At 43.6% G+C, this 19,251-nt stretch carries 15 protein-coding genes; 10 read left to right on the forward strand and 5 right to left on the reverse strand.

The features are described 5' to 3' along the window. Positions 1–85: 85 nt before the first annotated feature. A complete protein-coding gene (locus tag R7E47_RS09205; protein WP_064368075.1) occupies positions 86–1,354 on the reverse strand; it encodes a DUF945 family protein in 1,269 nt (422 codons plus the stop codon). A 186-nt stretch (positions 1,355–1,540) separates the two neighbouring features. On the opposite strand from R7E47_RS09205, the gene R7E47_RS09210 reads away from it, so the two are divergent. From R7E47_RS09210 to R7E47_RS09220, 3 genes are all read left to right on the forward strand, one after another. Continuing rightward, positions 1,541–3,481 carry an ATP-binding protein gene (locus tag R7E47_RS09210; RefSeq protein ID WP_318084153.1) on the forward strand — a complete coding sequence of 647 codons (1,941 nt, stop codon included), beginning with the start codon at positions 1,541–1,543 and terminating at the stop codon, positions 3,479–3,481. Then, positions 3,478–3,975 carry a response regulator gene (locus R7E47_RS09215; RefSeq protein ID WP_005378005.1) on the forward strand — a complete coding sequence of 166 codons (498 nt, stop codon included), beginning with the start codon at positions 3,478–3,480 and terminating at the stop codon, positions 3,973–3,975. The genes R7E47_RS09210 and R7E47_RS09215 overlap by 4 nt, the downstream gene beginning before the upstream one ends. A 291-nt stretch (positions 3,976–4,266) precedes the next feature. Further along, positions 4,267–4,815 carry a hypothetical protein gene (locus tag R7E47_RS09220; protein WP_005378006.1) on the forward strand — a complete coding sequence of 183 codons (549 nt, stop codon included), beginning with the start codon at positions 4,267–4,269 and terminating at the stop codon, positions 4,813–4,815. 193 nt (positions 4,816–5,008) lie between these two features. On the opposite strand, the gene R7E47_RS09225 is transcribed toward R7E47_RS09220, so the two are convergent. Further along, the gene (locus R7E47_RS09225; protein WP_005378007.1) at positions 5,009–5,596 is read right to left on the reverse strand and encodes a TfoX/Sxy family DNA transformation protein; all 588 of its coding nucleotides are present in this window, start codon (positions 5,594–5,596) and stop codon (positions 5,009–5,011) included. Positions 5,597–5,965: 369 nt separating this feature from the next. On the opposite strand from R7E47_RS09225, the gene R7E47_RS09230 reads away from it, so the two are divergent. The 5 genes from R7E47_RS09230 to R7E47_RS09250 all read left to right on the forward strand — a co-directional run bounded on the left by R7E47_RS09230 (position 5,966) and on the right by R7E47_RS09250 (position 11,683). After that, positions 5,966–6,886, forward strand: a complete 921-nt coding sequence (locus tag R7E47_RS09230) for an HDOD domain-containing protein (protein ID WP_005378009.1) — start codon at positions 5,966–5,968, stop codon at positions 6,884–6,886. Between the two features lie 146 nt (positions 6,887–7,032). After that, complete coding sequence (locus tag R7E47_RS09235; protein WP_005378011.1) at positions 7,033–7,938, forward strand: lysine exporter LysO family protein; 906 nt, start codon at positions 7,033–7,035, stop codon at positions 7,936–7,938. A 208-nt stretch (positions 7,939–8,146) separates the two neighbouring features. Further along, complete coding sequence (locus tag R7E47_RS09240; protein WP_017634875.1) at positions 8,147–8,659, forward strand: hypothetical protein; 513 nt, start codon at positions 8,147–8,149, stop codon at positions 8,657–8,659. Between the two features lie 211 nt (positions 8,660–8,870). Next, positions 8,871–10,517 carry a pyridoxal-dependent aspartate 1-decarboxylase PanP gene (gene panP, locus R7E47_RS09245; RefSeq protein ID WP_005378019.1) on the forward strand — a complete coding sequence of 549 codons (1,647 nt, stop codon included), beginning with the start codon at positions 8,871–8,873 and terminating at the stop codon, positions 10,515–10,517. A 311-nt stretch (positions 10,518–10,828) separates the two neighbouring features. Then, positions 10,829–11,683, forward strand: a complete 855-nt coding sequence (locus tag R7E47_RS09250; RefSeq protein WP_005378021.1) for a MurR/RpiR family transcriptional regulator — start codon at positions 10,829–10,831, stop codon at positions 11,681–11,683. 76 nt (positions 11,684–11,759) lie between these two features. On the opposite strand, the gene R7E47_RS09255 is transcribed toward R7E47_RS09250, so the two are convergent. After that, on the reverse strand, positions 11,760–13,004 hold the full coding sequence (locus tag R7E47_RS09255; RefSeq protein WP_239938349.1) for an iron-containing alcohol dehydrogenase: 1,245 nt from the start codon (positions 13,002–13,004) through the stop codon (positions 11,760–11,762). 377 nt (positions 13,005–13,381) lie between these two features. Here R7E47_RS09255 and R7E47_RS09260 point away from each other — a divergent pair, with 377 nt between their 5' ends. Together R7E47_RS09260 and R7E47_RS09265 are read left to right on the forward strand one after the other, a co-directional pair. Next, entirely contained in the window at positions 13,382–13,648 is a 267-nt protein-coding gene (locus R7E47_RS09260; protein WP_005378026.1) for a GrxA family glutaredoxin, read from the forward strand. Positions 13,649–13,823: 175 nt separating this feature from the next. Beyond that, positions 13,824–15,506: an aspartate:alanine antiporter gene (locus tag R7E47_RS09265; RefSeq protein ID WP_005378028.1), complete on the forward strand. Its 1,683-nt coding sequence runs from the start codon at positions 13,824–13,826 to the stop codon at positions 15,504–15,506. A gap of 78 nt (positions 15,507–15,584) precedes the next feature. Here R7E47_RS09265 and fabV read toward each other — a convergent pair whose 3' ends face one another. Both fabV and R7E47_RS09275 read right to left on the reverse strand, forming a co-directional pair. After that, positions 15,585–16,787, reverse strand: coding sequence for an enoyl-ACP reductase FabV (gene fabV, locus R7E47_RS09270; protein WP_005388648.1), 1,203 nt, complete (start codon positions 16,785–16,787; stop codon positions 15,585–15,587). Positions 16,788–16,961: 174 nt separating this feature from the next. Then, positions 16,962–19,244 carry an acyl-CoA dehydrogenase gene (locus tag R7E47_RS09275; protein WP_017634878.1) on the reverse strand — a complete coding sequence of 761 codons (2,283 nt, stop codon included), beginning with the start codon at positions 19,242–19,244 and terminating at the stop codon, positions 16,962–16,964. Positions 19,245–19,251 lie beyond the last annotated feature (7 nt).

Here is a 19,251-nt window from a genome sequence, read left to right on the forward strand (position 1 = left end):
GCAGTGATAAAAACAAGAAAAGAGGTCTTACGACCTCTTTTTAAAGACTAAGCGTTGAATTGGAACAAATTCGCAACAACACGAATTACTGTTGTTGCATCAAAGCAGGCATAAGTAGAGCCACCAATGGGAACTCATGCCCATTTTCGAACTTCAATTTGCCTTCACCAATTTCTGCTTTTAATTGATAACCGCCCTCTACTTTTTCGATCAACTCCATAATAAGGAGCTCATCAATCCCTTCTTGAATAAATGGGTAATGCGTTACTAATTCATCAGAGAAGTAAGTGCTAAGTTCACCAGTAGTGGCCGTCACCAACTTCATTGGATCTTGAGTAATATGCTCAGTACCTTCAGGGATGGATAGTTGCCACTCGTTGTGGAACTTGCCGTCACCGAACGCGAGTGAAAGCTCGTTCACGGATAAATCAAAACCTTTGCTAAACAGCGTATCGACATGCGGCAATAAATTCGCAATTTCCTGCTCATCTAGCATAGGAGAGCCTTGATAGATAGACATAATTTGATCAAAAGACTGGCTATCCACATCTGCAATTGAGAAATCCAACTTAAAGTTATCGACATCCGTCCCATCAGTTAAACGTAGTTTCTTAGCATCTAGGTTTAATTGACTGTTCAGCTTATCACCAGACTCACTCATCGTAGTGTTACCACGGTAGCTCGCATTTTCAATCAAAAAGACAGGCGTCAAGTTCGCATCAACCACATCTAGCTTCTCTAGAGAGAAAGATTGCTCGCCTAACCAGTAGCCTTTTGCTTGCTTTCCTTTACCTTGCCCTGTCAATGCATTCAGATGAAGCTCTTCACCGTTTTCAAAATCCACTTGAACAGAAGGAACGGAAACTTGGTAATTGAGATCACCCAATACCGTCACATCACCTGTTACTTTTGCAGGGCTTGTAGAAACAGAAACACCTTGCGCTTCGTTACGATAATGCCAACTGTCTAGGTCGAGGATAAATGCTGTATTGCCATTTAGTTGAGTCTGGCTATGCATCGTGAGAGGCAAAAAGTCATTGTCCACCAATTTTGAATCAGCTGTTAGGCTTGTTAGACCGTGGCTAACATCACTGGTTACGTCAAACGTCGTTGGCATACCATCACGCTCTAGCTGAGTTTTAAGCTCAGGATCAACAACTGAATAACGAGTCAGCACGACTGAAGACAAGTAGCCACGCTGATACTCGACCACTTCACCTTTAATCATTTCATCATTCATATTGGTAATACCATCTTCAATGATGGACTGACCAATTTGTCCGACAGCCAATGGCCAACACAGTGCTAATGAGATAGCACCACCAATGGCGCCGATTTTTTTAAGATTTTGCATAACGTCACTTATTAGATATTTTCGGTCAGTCTACCCCAAACCACCTGCGGAGAAAACATTGAGACAAATCAGACTATTGATGCTTATTCTAGTCCATTAATCAGGAATCATACTTGGCTCCCACTCATCATGTCCTTTTATTGTTAAAGTTTGCGTGGCGAAGTTTTAACCGGAGCTAAAACATCTGTGAATCGTTATGCTGTGTTGTGTCTCGACAACAACCCAATCAGTGCTGAACAGTTTCGATTGGAGCTGTCTGCCTTCTCAAGTAAGTTTGATATATTTTCTGTCGAATCGATAGAAGAGGCTCAAAGCGCTTTAGAGTATCTAGAAGAAAGAGAACAGACTGTTGCTTTAGTTATAGCGAGCCATCACGCTCATTTTAACGGCGTGGATTTTCTTATTGGTTTAGACCGGATGCCACATACCGAGCAAGCAAGAAAAATTCTTATTAGCTGCTCGTCTGATATAGAGGCAATTCTCACTGCCGTTAATGAGGGCAGGCTCGACCACTGCCTCACTAAACCTTTGCCAGATCACGTCTTATTTAACACAGTGCAAAAAGAGCTGACCCAATTTATATTGCGAAACGGTAAAGAAGACCTGCTAAGTTACAGTCAGATATTGGATCATCACAGCTTGTTGCGAGCGCACATTAATAACCAGATGAGCCATTATCAAGCCGGATTCTTACACGACTACCACTCGATGTCTGATGCTGAGTTAGCCGAGCAAGTGATCTCCGCTCTCCAGCAATTTTTTAAAGATAATGACGAAACAAGAGCGTGCCGTACATACTCACCTGAACACTTATTAACCGTGGAAGGCGAGCCAAATTGCTTTTTGTGGTTTATCACCGAAGGTGAAGTGGCTCTGTACAAGCGCGATGAGCAAGGCATGCAGCGAGAGGTTGTACGCCATAACAAAGGGAATATTGTCGGAGGCATGTCGTTTGTTACTGGGGAATGTTCTTTCTCGACAGCTCTAACACTAACCAAAACAGAAGTTATCAAACTCGATCGCAACGTATTCAATAAAGTGATGCAAAGCGACTCAAACTTACTGCCTCTTTTTACAAACTTGCTTTTACGCCACTTCAACCGCCGATTGCAAAGAAGCATCAACACCAAACTGCAACTTCAAAAAACGCTCGAATCTTTAGAATCAGCCCACCAGCAGCTCATTGAAAGAGAAAAAATGGCGATGCTTGGTCAATTGGTTGCGGGAGTGGCCCACGAACTAAACAATCCAGTAGCCGCGATATTGAGGGGCGTAGAGAATTTAACGCATACGCTAGAACGATTACTTAACGATGCGCCAAGTTCCGATATACAAACCAAAGGCATTGAATTACTGAGCAAAGCGCAAACCTCAAAACCCGCTTCAACCGCTGAGCTCAGATCACGCGTAAAAGCGCTTAGCCATACTCTTCCAGACCGAGCATTGGCAAAAAAAGTGGTGAGCCTTGGATTAGAGTCCGATCAAGAGCTACTTACCCAACTAACGAGAAAGCAGCAAGCGTCTTATCATGCTCTCAATACACTAGAGCAATACCACAAAGCAGGTTCTACACTTCGCTCAATTAATGTCTGTGCAGCACGAATTGCTGATATGGTAAAAAGCCTGAAAGGATATGCTCGGTCAGATGATGAGACCCTGCACTATGCCGATATTCATGAGGGCATTGAAGACACCTTGGTGATTTTCGAGAACAAATTAAAAATGCACCAAGTTTCAACCGACTATGCAAACTTGCCTTCCATCCTTTGTCAACCGATCGCACTCCAACAGGTGTGGACGAACTTGGTCTCTAACGCCATTGACGCATTTCCAGAGAAAGGTGTGTTAAACATACAAACACGCCTTATAGAAAAAGAGCACACACATTATGCCGTTATCTCATTTGAAGATAATGGATGTGGCATTCCTGAATCGCAAAGAGACGCCATTTTCGAGCTGAACTTCACCACAAAAAAAGAAGGTAATTTTGGCTTAGGCATCGGGCTGTCCATCTGCCAGCAAATCGTAACAGCACACAGAGGGTGGATTGACGTCGAATCAGAGATCGGCCAGTTCACACGAATGACCGTCTGGTTACCAGTCATCGAAGAAGGAGATGAAACATGACCAAGTATCTAATTTTATGTGTCGATGACGAACGAGAAGTCTTGGATAGCGTGCTCCAAGATCTTGCTCCCTTCGAGGAGAACTTTGTCGTCGAAGGAGCGGAATCGGTGACTGAAGCTCGGCAAGTGATTGAGGAGATGGCGGAAGAAGAAGTTCAGCTTGCGCTCATTTTATGTGACCACATTATGCCGGAACAAACTGGGATCAGCTTCTTAATCGAACTCAGTCAAAATGGTGACACAAAAGCAGCGCGCAAAGTTTTACTCACAGGACAAGCTGGTTTGGAAGACACCGTAGAAGCCGTAAATAACGCGAGTCTCGATTATTACATTGCCAAACCTTGGAAAGGTGAAGCATTGAGAAAAGCAATCGTGTCTCAGCTTACCGCGTTTGTGATTGAGAATGATGATAACCTGCTATCCTGGACTCAAATCCTTGATTCTGAGGCAATCCTCAACGCCATGGCAGAAAGAAGAGCAAGCTTTGGCGAGTAATAAAGTGTTTGGTTCTAACTTGAACTCAACGATGCTCATTGCACCACCTAACCTCGCATAGTCGAATGAGGTTAGAAAAACATCGTTACTTGTCCGAGTGAAATTCTCGGACACTACGTATATGGCGTAGTTTTTGCTTAAACCAAGGAACTATTAAGTTAATTGACAAAACATCGACACATTTTTGTTGGTCGTGGACCTTCCTTTTTATTATGATGTCGGACAAATCAGATTACGGTTCAAGTGGTTGCTTGAATCCATGGAAATAATGAACAAGGTTTATCGTTAGTTATGCGTAAAACACTATTAGCCGCTGCCTTACTAGTGGCATCAAGCCATGCCCTAGCTGCAAACGATCGCAATGCGCCAGCAACTATGAGCAACTTTAGCTACGACTATTTCGAAGCACGTATTGGCGCAAGTCCTGTGACATTTGGTGCTGGATTCAGCAAATCAATTCACCCGAACGCGCATGTTATTGCTCGTATTGACTCTGAGTTTGAAAGTGATTTTGACTCAGCTGCAGGCTTTGGCTTCCATTCTCCGCTAAACAACTGGGCAGATCTTACTGGTGAAATGCTAATGCGCGTTGTGCAACCTTCGAATGAGAGCAGCACAGATGTTGGTATGGAGCTTAACTTAGGTGTTCGCCAATGGTTGGGCCCTCAATTAGAAGTAGGCGGCAAAGTCGGCTACGTTTCTATCGATAACGATGACGATTGGACTGGCTCTGCCTACGCTCGATTCCACTCAACAGAGCTTTTCTCTTTGGGTGCTGAAGCTCGTATCAACGATTTTTACGGTGATCAGGTAATGTTCACTACGCGTTTTAAGTTTTAAGATTTGTGCTGTAAGAAAAGAGCAAATTAAAAAAACAAAAACCGAGGTCTCTGCCTCGGTTTTTTTGTCTAATTTAATGACTAACTCAATGAAGTGGTAAAAAACTTCAACGTCCTTTTTCCGCTTTTCACACTTGCTTTTACGACCCGCTAACTCCATCAAAACGAGTCAATCATTGTGCGATCAGCTTCGCTTAGTCACACAGTGCCAATAACTGTTTTTTACGCGGCTCTTGGATCAGTTTCCAATGTACGCCATCAGTTGCACCAGCAAATTTCCACAGTAGCTTTACATCAACATCATTACCGTAAGCCGTTTTAACTTTGTTGAAGACTTTTACAGGTCCAAGTTCTAAAAAGGTTTCTACGTCATCAACACCGGCTTTCTTGACCATACGTTCAAGGGTTAGTTGCATGTTGGGTAAGTCTCTTAAGCGTCTACTGGCAGAGGACTTTTGATATTTCCGTTCCTTAATTGAGTATTCAATTGATTTCTGTACCAGTTCATCAAGCCCTACATATCCGGATTCGAATAAATCGGTTACATCATAATAATTTACGGTTGCCGTCGTCTGTTTTTTGACGTGCTTATACTTCTCACAGCTCAGTTGAGTAAACACTTCATCTAGCCCATTACCACCACGTAAGTAGCAGCAATCATTGCTGACAAGCGCAAACATAGCATCATCGGTGAATAAACCAATACCACCGAACATAGAACGTTTTTGGTACTCACTGAAGGTGCGTACATATTTAAAAAAAGCTTGGTCTGTCATGTCCATTGACCTCTTTAATCTGAATAAATTACCCCGATTAGCGATGTCACCAGATAAACAGCAGCTTATAGCGAATTATAAATGTCGATTTGTTGGCGATATTTTTGTGAGTTGTGCTCACCAACTTGCTTAATCATACTTAACGTTGAAAAATAAGTTAGGACATAGGTCACATATAAAAAAGTATAAATTCTGCATACGTGATTAGTTTCACACTTATTGTTTGTGTGGTGATATTTTTTTGACGCATAGCATGCCTAAAACACGCCATCATTATGATCTCGCTGGCAATTACGGGCACATAATACGCATTTAATTGATAAAGAATACGCTGTAAGGGTACACTGTACGAAAGATCTCAAGTACAGCGTCACAATGGAACATTTATCATTTTTTTGGCTGCCAAATAATAAAGATAAGCTTATAAACGCACTGGAATCCGAGTTTGCTCAGCTGGTAGAACAGTCCATCGCCACGGGTAAGATTTCGTTACCTCCTATTCCTGATGTCGTGCTTAAAATTCAGCAGTTATGTGTCGAAGAACACACCACGATTGCCGATGTTGCTAACTGTTTATTGGAAGATCCCGGATTAGCAGCGGTCGTTTTACGAGTCGCTAACTCTGTGATTTTCAATCGCAGAAATATCACCTGCAACGACTTAACTACAGCGGTATCTCGTCTCGGAATACTTCGTGTACGTGATATTGTTACCGCACAAGCGATCGAGCAACTTAAACACTCAGTTAATCTCACTAAAGAATGCAATGCCATCTTGGTGAAGAGTGCCGCGATATCGCGTGAGCTCGGTGCCGTCATGGTGATGTTGGTTCAATCGTTTCGTAGCCACGAGCCAGGCACTTATGGCCATCTAGAGCAAGAAAAGGCGTTATTGGTCGGTCTATTAGCCGATATTGGGTTATTTTGCCTAATTAATGAGTACCACTTGTACTTAGATAGGGGCAATTACTTAGACCCAGATATTGCATTGCAAATCTTCCAAACACGTTGTTCTGCCACAAGTAAACTAGTGCTTGAGCGTTGGGGATTTGACAACGACTTCAGAGAAGTATCCTCAAACGAAAAATACGAATTAACGCGACCAGAAGTGAGTTATCTCGACATCGCTAGAATTGCGCATCATTTATTGATGTTTCGCAATCACGATGAACGCATTGACGAACACGAAGTTGAATTCAACTTAACTGGTGCAGAAGTCTTGTATGAACTTAGTAACATGAGTGATACTGACTTCAATGATCAAATCCGTGCTGTACTCAATGCTAGCGGTTTGTAATTTATCGCTTTCTGATAATACCTTATCCGTGATAAAACGATTCGCTCAAGGCTGAGCTGTGTGTGGTGAAATATCTCTAATTTCAACCGATAGATAATTTGATTTATGCGTGTTGATGTTATCTCAAAAAGGAATCATTGAGCTTTATGTTTTCAGGGATGCTATTTATTTTCGCTCCGCTTGTGGTGGGGTATCTAATTCCTATATCTCGATCTTCGTTATTGGAGAAGATCAATCAGTCAACGTCCTACCTTATTTACGTCATTTTGTCGTTGATGGGTCTTAGTTTGGCGGCGCTCGATAATTTAAGCAGCAACTTACAAAGTATTCTCCTCTATGCGAGTACGTTTTTTTTGTGTCTAAGTGCCTGCAACCTGTTGGCTCTGCCTATTATTGATAAAATTATTCCACTCCAGACCAATCAGAATCAAAAGAAGCTACCGTTATCTTCGATGGCTTTAGAGTCTGTTAAGCTTATTGTGGTCGTTGGCGGAGGGTTAGTGGTTGGCCTGCTGTTACCCATTGATTTGAGTTGGGTAGATACAGCAAGCGAATGGATACTCTTTCTACTTCTATTTTTTATTGGTATTCAGCTGCGCAATAGTGGACTTACTCTGCGTCAAATCCTATTAAATAAACAAGGAATGGCCATTGCGGCTGTTGTCATCGCAACATGTATGCTTGGTGGCGTTCTTGCAGCGGTGCTTTTGGATCTTCCTCTTTATCAAGCACTCGCAATGGCTTCAGGTTTTGGCTGGTATTCACTCGCAGGTATTTTAATGGGTGACGCTTTTGGTCCGGTATTTGGTGGCGCGTCGTTCTTGATTGAATTGATGAGAGAGTTAGTCGCACTGGTTGCCATTCCTCTCTTTATTCGTAGCTATCCGTGCACCGCAATTGGTTATGCCGGTGCAACAGCAATGGACTTCACCCTACCCGTGATTCAAACTACCGGTGGTGTGCGTTGTGTTCCTGTTGCTATCGTTAGCGGCTTTATTTTGAGTTTATTGGTACCAGTTATGATGCTTTTCTTTGTATCACTTGCTAGCTAGATCTCAGGTTTTCGCTTTAACATCCATTACAATACGGCAAAAATTTAAATACCCAGTTAACGTCAAAGTGGTCAATATTTTTTGGCAAGACCCCTCTTTCTTTTCGTCATTCAGCCCAACGATTTGTCACGACCAAATAGAAAGAAGGGAGAAACATCAACTGATGTGCATTGCGTTAATAAAGGGATAACAACCAGAAGGAAGAAGAATGAAACGCTTTGTCGTTGCAGCGCTCCTCGCTACAAGCTCAACTTTTACGCTTGCCGCAGATCAACAATGTCTTGCTAGCAAATACGATGGCTACGTCGATGCCTCACTACAGTGGTATCAAGATCTTGTTGATTTGACGGTTACCCAATATCCAGATCTGAAAGAAGTTAGTCAATGGTTCTTGGATGGACGTAAACATCACTTTGAATTAAACCGCGAAGCGGTTCACTACTTTCTAGAGAACGACCCTAGCCGCGTTGCGACGGAACAGCCAATCGAAGCATGGTTAAAACTAGAGCAACATGACGTTAAGCAGTTAGCGACCCGAAGCGATAAGTTAGGTGAAGTTGCAAAACAGACATTTAGCGACCGTCAATCAACTAACCACCCAAAAAACTACGAGCTTCGTTCAGCATTCGCTGATCTGCTTAGTCATCCCCAACAAATTGATACCGCACTTAATAAGTACAATCAGTCAATAGAAAAGATTGAAAAGCAGAAATGTGACTAAGATTGCTCGCATTAGTCGTTGATTAGCATTCGAAAACACTAGAATGTTTTAACGTACTCAATCTAGAATTTTTTAATGTGAATATCGTAACCTTCACCTAAAATTTTCATTTCTACAACTTGGGTTTCAACAATTAAAACGGGACTTTGCGCCCGTTTTAGTTTAGATTGTGCCGCTCGCATTACCAAAATAACTACAAAGATTCTTTGCTATGGTTAAGGAACAAAAAACCGCTGATGTTAGCTTTGAGAGCTTGCTAAAGATCTTCACTGTCCCAGAAGGTCCGGACTCAACGTTAACTAAAATTGACGAGAGCCTCTCGCGAAATCTAAATCAATTTCTTCGTGAACACATCGTGGCAGAAGAAAAGCCTTTACGCGAAATCGAAAAAGACTTTTCTTCTGCTCAGATTCCTGAGCAGCCAGAGTTCGTGTCAGATCATACAGAGCACTTACTCGACACTTTGGTGTCGCACTCAGTTCACACATCTTCACCAAGCTTCATTGGTCATATGACATCGGCACTGCCTTATTTCTTGATGCCACTGTCAAAGATCATGATCGCCTTAAACCAAAACCTGGTAAAAATAGAGACTTCCAAAGCCTTTACACCACTTGAGCGTCAAGTTTTGGGTATGCTGCATCGCTTGATATATGGTCAGAATGATACGTTTTACAATCAGTGGATGCACAGTGCAAACCACTCATTAGGCGCATTTTGTTCCGGCGGCACCATTGCCAATATCACTGCGCTTTGGGTAGCACGTAACAAAGCGTTAAGAGCCAATGGCTCATTTAAAGGCGTGGAAAAGGAAGGCCTTTTTAAAGCCATGAAGCACTATGGCTATGATGGCTTAGCGGTGCTAGTGTCTGAGCGTGGTCACTACTCCCTTAAGAAAGCAGCCGATGTATTAGGGCTAGGCCAAGAGGGCTTGGTTGCGGTTAAAACCGATGCCAACAACCGTATTATTGTCAACGACCTGAAAGCGAAAATTGTTGAGCTCGAAAAACAAAACATCAAGCCTATTGCTGTTATTGGTGTGGCTGGCACAACAGAGACAGGTAATGTTGATCCATTGCCTGAAATCGCTGAAGTCTGCCAAGCTCACGGCTGTCACTTCCATGTGGATGCCGCATGGGGTGGCGCAACACTTATGTCTAACCATCACCGTCATCTTCTTAAAGGTGTGGAAATGGCAGACTCAGTAACTATTGATGCGCACAAGCAGCTCTACATCCCGATGGGCGCTGGTATGGTTCTGTTCAAAGACCCTGACGCAATGAAATCCATAGAGCATCACGCTCAATATATATTGCGCAAAGGTTCAAAAGACCTAGGCAGCCATACATTAGAAGGTTCACGTTCGGGCATGGCGATGTTGGTCTACGCCGCAATGCACATCATAAGTCGCCCAGGTTACGAGCTTCTGATTGACCAAAGCATTGAAAAAGCTCGATACTTTGCGGATTTAATCAAACAGCAAGATGATTTCGAGTTAGTTTCTGAACCAGAGCTTTGTCTGCTCACATACCGTTATTTGCCGCCATTCATCCGTGAAGCATTAGCACAAGCAGAAGGCTCACAAAAAGAACAACTGAATGAGCTGATCAATGAGTTAACACAGTTTATTCAAAAGCGTCAGCGCGAAACGGGCAAATCATTCGTTTCACGTACAAGACTGAACCCAGACCAATGGCAACGCATGAATACGATAGTGTTTCGAGTGGTTTTGGCAAATCCACTGACCACAAAAGAAATTTTGAGCTCAGTGCTTGATGAGCAACGCGAAATCGCCAAGCAAGCACCAAATTTGATGAAAAGAATTCAACAACTGGTTGTTGATATTCAATCGTCTTAACAGCCAGATCGAGTTACATCAATTTGAAATTTTTTTTCGTTTTGATGTAACTCAAACATCATTATCGTGCGACTAGCGCAACAAAACTTCGTTTACACATCCAATTCTGTAGTTTTTACAACATTTTGTTTGAGGCCTGTCAAATTCTCACTAAATAGTACCCGTTATTGGTTTAGACTGATTGAAGATCAGGTTTATACTGATTCTATGGCGCTGGTTGTTTTCGTTAACGCCCCACTCTACTCCGGAATCTTCGTGTTTCCTTTCGTTAGCAGAGCCAGCGAGTTGTTCTCTATACCCTCGTGAACACTATGAATACATTAGAAAAAATTCAAAAAAACCTGGAGAATTTCAGTAAGTCAGAGCGCAAAGTTGCGGAAGTAATTATGGCGTCTCCACAAACTGCAATTCATTCAAGCATTGCAACGCTGGCTAAAATGGCCGACGTTAGTGAGCCCACTGTAAACCGCTTCTGTCGTCGTCTGGACACCAAGGGCTTTCCAGATTTTAAGCTTCACTTGGCACAGAGCCTAGCCAACGGCACCCCTTACGTTAACCGTAATGTGGAAGAAGACGATGGCCCAGACGCGTACACCCATAAGATTTTCGAATCGACGATGGCGTGTTTAGATGTCGCGAAAAATAGCCTAGATCCAATGCAAGTGAACCGTGCGGTCGATTTGCTAACGCAAGCGAAGCGCATTTCATTCTTTGGCCTTGGTGCATCATCTTCTGTTGCCCGAGACGCACAAAACAAGTTTATTCGCTTTAATATTCCAATTACTTGTTTTGAAGATATTGTTATGCAGCGCATGAGTTGTATCAACTGCAGTGATAATGATGTTGTGGTTCTTATTTCTCATACCGGTCGAACAAAGAGTCAGGTAGAAATAGCGAACCTTGCTCGTGAAAATGGCGCAACGGTTATTGCGATTACAGCGAAGGATTCTCCTCTAGAAAAGGCAAGCTCGCTGGCTATCACGCTCGATATTCCAGAAGATACCGACGTTTACATGCCAATGGCGAGCCGAGTTGTACAAATGACAGTGATTGATGTGCTAGCAACTGGCTTCACTCTTCGCCGTGGTACTGGTTTCCGTGAGAACCTAAAACGCGTAAAAGATGCGTTGAAAGACAGTCGCTATGACAAACTAAGCCAGTACTAAGCACTAAAGCTTAGTCCATACTTTATCTAGGGGAGCTCAAGGCTCCCCTTTTGTTTTAATGCTGCTAAGGGAGCAATCACCCTAAGTCGTTGACACTCGATAAGTCCGTTCTTGATTCCAGTACTTCAACAGAACTGACATGTTGTGCACTCTCAGCTGCGCACTCTCCGCTACAATCACAGACTTGCTGCAATATGTGTATCAAACGTTCCTGATTCAGGGGTAAAGGATTCCCTTTGATTGCCATTGATTTAAGCGCATCATTCGCCACTTGCTCAAAAGAGGTTTGGCATACTCCAAATTGAGCCAGTAGCGGTAACGCTAACTTATCTAGCACCATATTTACCCAAAGAATTCCATCGTGTTCGTTAGCATTTACTCGCTCAGTGACTAATTGGGCCAGCTTGCGATAACGACTTATCACATCATTCCTACCCGCGAGTTTAGCGGCGTTAATGTTCTCCTGCATCACGTGCGGAGCTAGGCGAGCCGTAATAACGCTATGGGGGGCGTCTAACTTGCCTCCTAACGCCGATGCTAACCCATGAGCGGCACCTAATTTGGCATTAGTAATCGCCATACCACCAAGCAATGCAGCGAACGATAAATCAGAGCGCGCCTTATGATTATTTTGCTTACAAGCGGCAATCACTGAACGGCTTAAACGGCGTAGCCCCTCTTCGCAGACCATATCAGTAAGAGGGTTTGGCTCACCACACACATATGCTTCCATTAAATGAGTGAACGCATCCATTGCGCCACGTCCAGATGTGTATTGGTCGGTCCCGTAAGTAAGTGTCGGGTCTACAATGGCAACGTCTGCGAGCATATCAGGGCTTCGAAGACTCACTTTCACTTTATCTTGTCCAGATTTCAGCACAGCATTTCTGGTCACTTCTGAACCGGTGCTTGCTGTCGTAGGAATTGCAATAAAATGAAGAGGCTTTGCTTTTAAAGGGACGCTTCTTCCTACCACTTCTACGTAATCGTAAACATTGCCTTGATTGGGAATAATGGCAGCTAAGGCTTTGCCCATATCGATGACGCTACCACCACCTATCGCAACCACCATATCAGGTTGGAATTTTCTACCGAGCACTGCGGTCTCTTCTACCATCGTGATGTATGGTTCTCCAACGATAGCTACGTGCTGGTAACGCATATTTTGAGCTTTAAGATATTGGATAATGGGGGCGGCTCGTTGGGTATCCTGCCCAGTAACCAGCAAAACACTGTAGCCAAATTGGTTAATAACGGATAATGAAGATTGAAGTGCACCTTCACCAAATATAATCCTTGTTGCAGTCATAAACTGAAACATACACACCCTCCCAAAAGAATATACCCAAATAACCTCTCGCCCTCTGATTTAACGCTTATGTAAGAGTTGAAGTTATTTGCGTATAGCCAAAATAGATTGCTATTTTTTTAAACAAAAAAAATTGACCAATTCCACCTTGCCATCATTAACCCTTTAGAATGTATGTTTTTTATGCGTCACTTCACATACTTCAGAGCCGTAAAATAAGCACGCGCGTTTAGTTTTTATTCGATAGATTTCACCTATAGAACCAAGAGGTAATTGCCGCTTTATTTCCGTATCTGGATCGGGCATAGTTACTCCAACAAAAGAAAGCGCACTCAGCCGCTATGTTTTGTACGCTTTCAAAAAAGAATAGATTTAGGAGAAATAAGATTATGTTCGTTGTTATCTTTGGTCGCCCTGCATGTCCTTTCTGTGTTCGTGCAAAAGAGCACGCAGAAACGCTAAAAGCAAAACGTGATGATTTCAACTACCGTTACGTTGATATTCACGCTGAAGGTATTTCTAAAGCAGATCTTGAGAAAACAGTTGGTAAACCAGTTGAAACCGTTCCTCAGATCTTTATCGACCAAGAGCACATCGGTGGCTGCGACGAGTTCGAAGCATACGCGAAAGAGCACCTAGGTCTATTTGACGAGTAATAAAGACTGTTTTCAAAAAAGCCGCTTCATGCGGCTTTTTTATTATTTTTCAGCTGGTTATTACGTTAAGTCAACTAATGGTAAAACCTAAAAAAATTCACTTATCTTTTTGCTATATTTAGTTACAATTCACAGTTCTTAATCTTTTTTGGCACACACTCTACCGAGCCACACAGTGAACATAGACGTCGTATACCTTCTCGAGCAAAACCCTATCCTTCTAATCTTCGTCGTATTAGCCATTGGCCTTGCCATCGGAAAAATTCGATTTGGCAAATTACAATTAGGCAACTCTATTGGCGTTCTTATTACCTCTTTGGTAATGGGCCACCTTGGTTTCTCATTTAATGCAGAAGCTTTAACCATTGGCTTTATGCTGTTTATCTACTGCGTTGGCATTGAAGCTGGACCAAACTTTTTTGGTATATTCTTCAGAGATGGTAAGCATTATTTTATTTTAAGCATGACTGTTCTCGTGTCTGCGGTCAGCTTAACGTATGGCTTGAGTCACTATTTCGGCCTCGATTTTGGCTTATCCGCCGGTATGATGGCAGGCGCATTGACCGCAACGCCAGTACTGGTTGGTGCACAAGATGCTCTTAACTCTGGCCTTGCGACCATACCGCGGAATATGGAATTTTCTCTGGTATTAGAAAATCTATCCGTAGGCTACGCGATGGCTTATCTGGTCGGCTTAATTAGCATGATCATGTTTGCTAAATTGTTGCCAAAACTGCAAAAACAAAACCTTTCTGATTCCGCGCAGCAAATCGCACAAGAGCGTGGCCTTGGAAATTCAAGCCAGAGAAAAGTGTATTTACCCATTATTCGAGCTTACCGAGTGGGCCCAGAGCTAATTGACTGGACTGATGGTAAAAACTTGCGAGAACTGGGTATTTATCGTCAAACTGGCTGTTACATTGAACGAATCCGTCGCAATGGTATTCTCGCCCACCCAGATGGTGATGCTATCTTGCAAGAGGGAGATGAAATTGCACTGGTTGGCTTCCCTGACAGCCATGCTCGCTTAGACCCTAGCTTCCGTAATGGTAAAGAAGTATTCGACCGTAACTTGCTTGATTTGCGCATCGTTGAAGAAGAAATCGTCGTAAAAAGTGACGCTATCGCTGGTAAGCGTTTATCGGATTTGAATTTGTCTGAGTTTGGCTGTTTCTTAAACCGCGTAGTTCGCGCTCAGATTGAAATGCCTATGGACTTAGACATTGTGCTCGCTAAAGGGGACGTCCTTCAAGTGAGCGGCGAGAAAAGCCGAGTACATGGACTGGCGGAAAAAATCGGTTTCATCTCGATCCACAGTCAAATGGCCGATTTGCTCGCTTTTTGTAGCTTCTTTATTTTGGGTATTCTGTTTGGCCTCATCACAATGACGTTCGGTCAGGTGTCTTTCAGTTTGGGTAATGCGGTGGGTCTTCTGTTGTCCGGTATTACGCTTGGTTTCTTACGAGCAAATCACCCTACTTTCGGTTATGTCCCACAAGGGGCGCTGAATATGGTCAAAGATCTAGGGTTAATGTTCTTTATGGTGGGAATTGGTCTAAGTGCAGGTGGAAAGATGTTCGAGCACCTAACGCAAGTAGGACCAAAAGTCATTGGTTTGGCATTTATTGTCAGTGTTGTGCCTGTGGTTCTGGCTTACTTAGTTGGCGCACACGTACTCAAGATGAACCGTGCCCTGCTCTTCGGTGCCATTATTGGCGCCCGTACTTGCGCTCCAGCTATGGATGTCGTTAACGACTACGCTAAGTCCACCATCCCAGCCCTTGGTTATGCGGGTACCTATGCGATTGCGAATATTTTAATGACGCTAGCTGGTACGATTCTGATAATACTAAGTTAATACTCACTTTGACTATGAAATACAAAAAGGCGCTCAATGAGCGCCTTTTGTTTATTGGTTATCTAGTCTGTGATTCGATTAGATTTGAATGAAGTCTGCTTCAACTGCTGGATTCACATCCGCTTCGTAATCTACGCCTTCAACGCCGAAACCAAATAGTTTCAAGAACTCTTCTTTGTACTCAACGTAGTCAGTCAGCTCTTTTAGGTTCTCAGTCGTAATTTGAGGCCATAGCTCACGACAGTGCTGCTGAATGTCGTCACGAAGTTCCCAGTCATCCAGACGTAGGCGGTTCATCTCATCAACTTCTGCCGCGCTACCGTCTTCTTTGTATAGACGTTGGCTGAACATACGGTAGATTTGTTCCATACAGCCTTCGTGTACACCTTCTTCGCGCATTTTCTTGAATACCATTGCGATGTACAGTGGCATAACAGGAATTGCAGAACTCGCCTGAGTTACAACAGATTTAAGTACCGCAACATTGGCACTGCCGCCTGTTGCTGCTAACTTGTCGTTTAGCGCTTTCGCTGCACGGTCTAGGTCCATTTTTGCTTTACCTAGTGCACCATCCCAATAAATTGGCCAAGTTAGCTCAGTACCAATGTAGCTGTACGCGACGGTCTTACAACCTTCAGCAAGAACACCAGCATCAGACAACGCATTGATCCAAAGTTCCCAATCTTCACCGCCCATTACCGTGACAGTGTCTTTGATTTCTTCTTCTGTTGCAGGCTCAACGCTAGCTTCGATGATCACATCTTTGTTGGTATCAACAGCCGTTGATGTGTAAGTTTCACCGATAGGTTTAAGAGATGAACGAACTAATTCACCAGTTTCTGGCATTTTACGTACTGGAGATGCCAGTGAGTAAACCACCATATCGATTTGACCTAAGTCTTCTTTGATCAGCTCGATAGTTTTCTGTTTCGCTTCATTTGAGAAAGCGTCGCCGTTTAAGCTTTTTGCGTACAGACCTTCTTCACGCGCTAGCTTTTCAAAAGCAGCGGCATTGTAAAAACCTGCTGTACCTGGCTTCTTCTCAGTACCTTCTTTTTCGAAGAAAACACCGATAGTTGATGCACCGCCACCAAATGCCGCAGCGATACGAGAAGATAGACCGTAGCCACTTGATGCACCAACAACAAGAACACGCTTAGGTGCGTTTTTGATTGGACCTTGCGCTTTGGTGTACGCAATTTGTTCTTTTACGTTAGCTTCACAACCAACAGGGTGCGTTGTAGTACAGATAAATCCACGAATTCTAGGTTTGATGATCATATTCAACTTCCTTTAAAAAACCTTGTTAGGATAAAAGTTTCGTTGGGATTTCGCATCTAATTTCTGTAAAAATGCTCTTAAAAGGCAAGTGGTTGGAGCACTATCCCACCATCCACTCCCCAAGAATACAAAAAAGCACCTCATTGAGGTGCTTTTCTTAACATTAGTTGTCTATTATGCCGCCGGATTCAACTGCGACTTTTTTGGGCTATGAGTTCGCACTTCAGAAAAGTCATGACTAAAGTGGTCAACTTGAATCGCCTTGTAGCGCAATTTATCTGCAGCCATGATTTGATCAATTTCTTGTTCAGTTAACACGCCTGCTTCAAATGCTTGCTGCAAACGATCATGTAGCAGACCTTTACGAGCCACTTTACCATCCTTCGCAGCCTTCATAAGTTTACGCTCCAAAGGTTTAATGTCGTACATTGCAAGGAATGCATTCTCCATTAAGCCTACGCTGTCATCCTCTGATTTTCCGATGTAGCACAGATGCGTGAGGCGATCACGTTGCGCGCCTGGCGTCATCATCGCTTCAGCCAAATTCACACACAGCTCATCACTTGGCTTATTGAAATGATTACCAAGCGGGAACAATAGCCCCTTAAGCACACCGCCAACGTATTTCACAGGGAAGTTGGTGTAAGCCTCATTTAATGACTTAGAAGCGTTATACAAACAGTGTTGAACAGCGTAATGAACGAAGTCTAGATCGCCTTGTTGACGGCCTTCATCTTCATACTTTTTCAAGGCAGCAGATGCCATGTATAGATAGCTTAATCCATCACCCAAACGTGCGGAGATCATTTCTTTACGCTTCAAGTCTCCACCTAAGGTTAACATCGCAAAGTCTGCACTTACTGCAAGTGCACGACTGAGACGAGTAATGTCTTTGTAGTATTGCTGCGTTGGGCCACTCATGTGCGCGTTAACAAATCGAGAACCAGTTAGTGCTGCACCAAATGCACCGAATGTATTACCGAGCGCGTGCTTGATGTGTTTAAAGAGTAAGTTGTCAAATTCTTTCGCACCTTGTTCAGAATCTGGATTCGCCGCGGCTTCCATTTCTTTTAGAACATATGGGTGGCATCGAGTCGCACCTTGACCAAAAATCATCAGGTTACGAGTCAGAATATTCGCGCCTTCAACGGTGATAGCAACCGGGATACCAAGGTAATGTTTAGCAAGATAGTTCATTGGACCATCTTGAATCGCACGACCCGCGTGGATATCAAACGAATCATTTAGAATGGTACGCGCGATTTCCGTCATGTGGTACTTGGCAATCGCGGTTACAATCCCAGGTTTTTCTTTCATATCGAGAGAAGTCGTCGTTAGCGTACGCGTCGCTTCTAGTAGGTAAGTAAGACCACCAATGCGCCCCATCGCTTCTGCGACGCCTTCAAACTTACCGATCGACATTCCAAACTGTTTACGCACGTAAGCATAAGCACCTGTTGTACGTGTAGTAAGGTGACCAATCGCTGTGCCAAGCGCTGGGAGAGAGATACCACGCCCCGCAGAAAGACACTCAACCAGCATACGCCAACCTTTACCTGCGTAATCAGCGCCACCGATCAACCAGTCCATAGGGATGAAGACATCTTCACCACGAGTAGGACCATTCATGAACGCAGACCCCAGAGGATCATGGCGCTCGCCTATCTCGACACCTTCATGGTCAGCGGGAATCAACGCACATGTAATGCCAACCTCTTTCTTGTCACCAAGTAGCCCTTCAGGATCCTGCAGTTTAAATGCTAACCCGAGCACTGTCGCAACTGGCGCAAGCGTGATGTAGCGTTTATTCCAACTAACTCGCACGCCAAGCACTTCTTTGCCTTCATGGGTGCCGTAACAAACCACGCCTTGATCAGGTATGCCACCTGCATCAGAACCCGCTTCAGGGCCAGTTAGGGCGAAACAAGGGATGTCTGTACCATCAGCTAAACGAGGCAACCAGTAATCTTTTTGCTCTTGCGTACCATAGTGCGATAGCAGCTCACCAGGACCAAGAGAGTTTGGTACCATTACCGATACCGCGGTACTGATACTTCGAGTCGCAATACGAGAAACAATGGTTGAGTTCGCCAAAGCGGAAAATTCACGACCACCATATGCTTTCGAGATGATCAAAGAGAAAAATCGCTCTTTACGTAGGTACTCCCATACTTCAGGCGGTAAATCCCTGTCTTCTTTGACAATCTTCTGGTCATCAAGCATTTCTAGCAGGGTTTCAAGCTCATTATCCATAAATGACTGCTCTTCTGCCGTCAGTGTAGGCGTTGGATAATGATGCAATGTTGTGAAGTTTGGCTTGCCTGAGAATAGTTCGGCATCCCACCATACACTACCCGCTTCCATCGCCTCTTTCTCGGTGCTAGACAGAGGTGGCAATACTTTTTTGAACACTTTAAAAGCCGGGTCACTAATCCATTTTCTTCGTAGAGAGCTCATAGTTCAG

It is taken from the genome of Vibrio sp. Vb1026 (assembly GCF_033338745.1).
Classification (GTDB): domain Bacteria; phylum Pseudomonadota; class Gammaproteobacteria; order Enterobacterales; family Vibrionaceae; genus Vibrio; species Vibrio alginolyticus.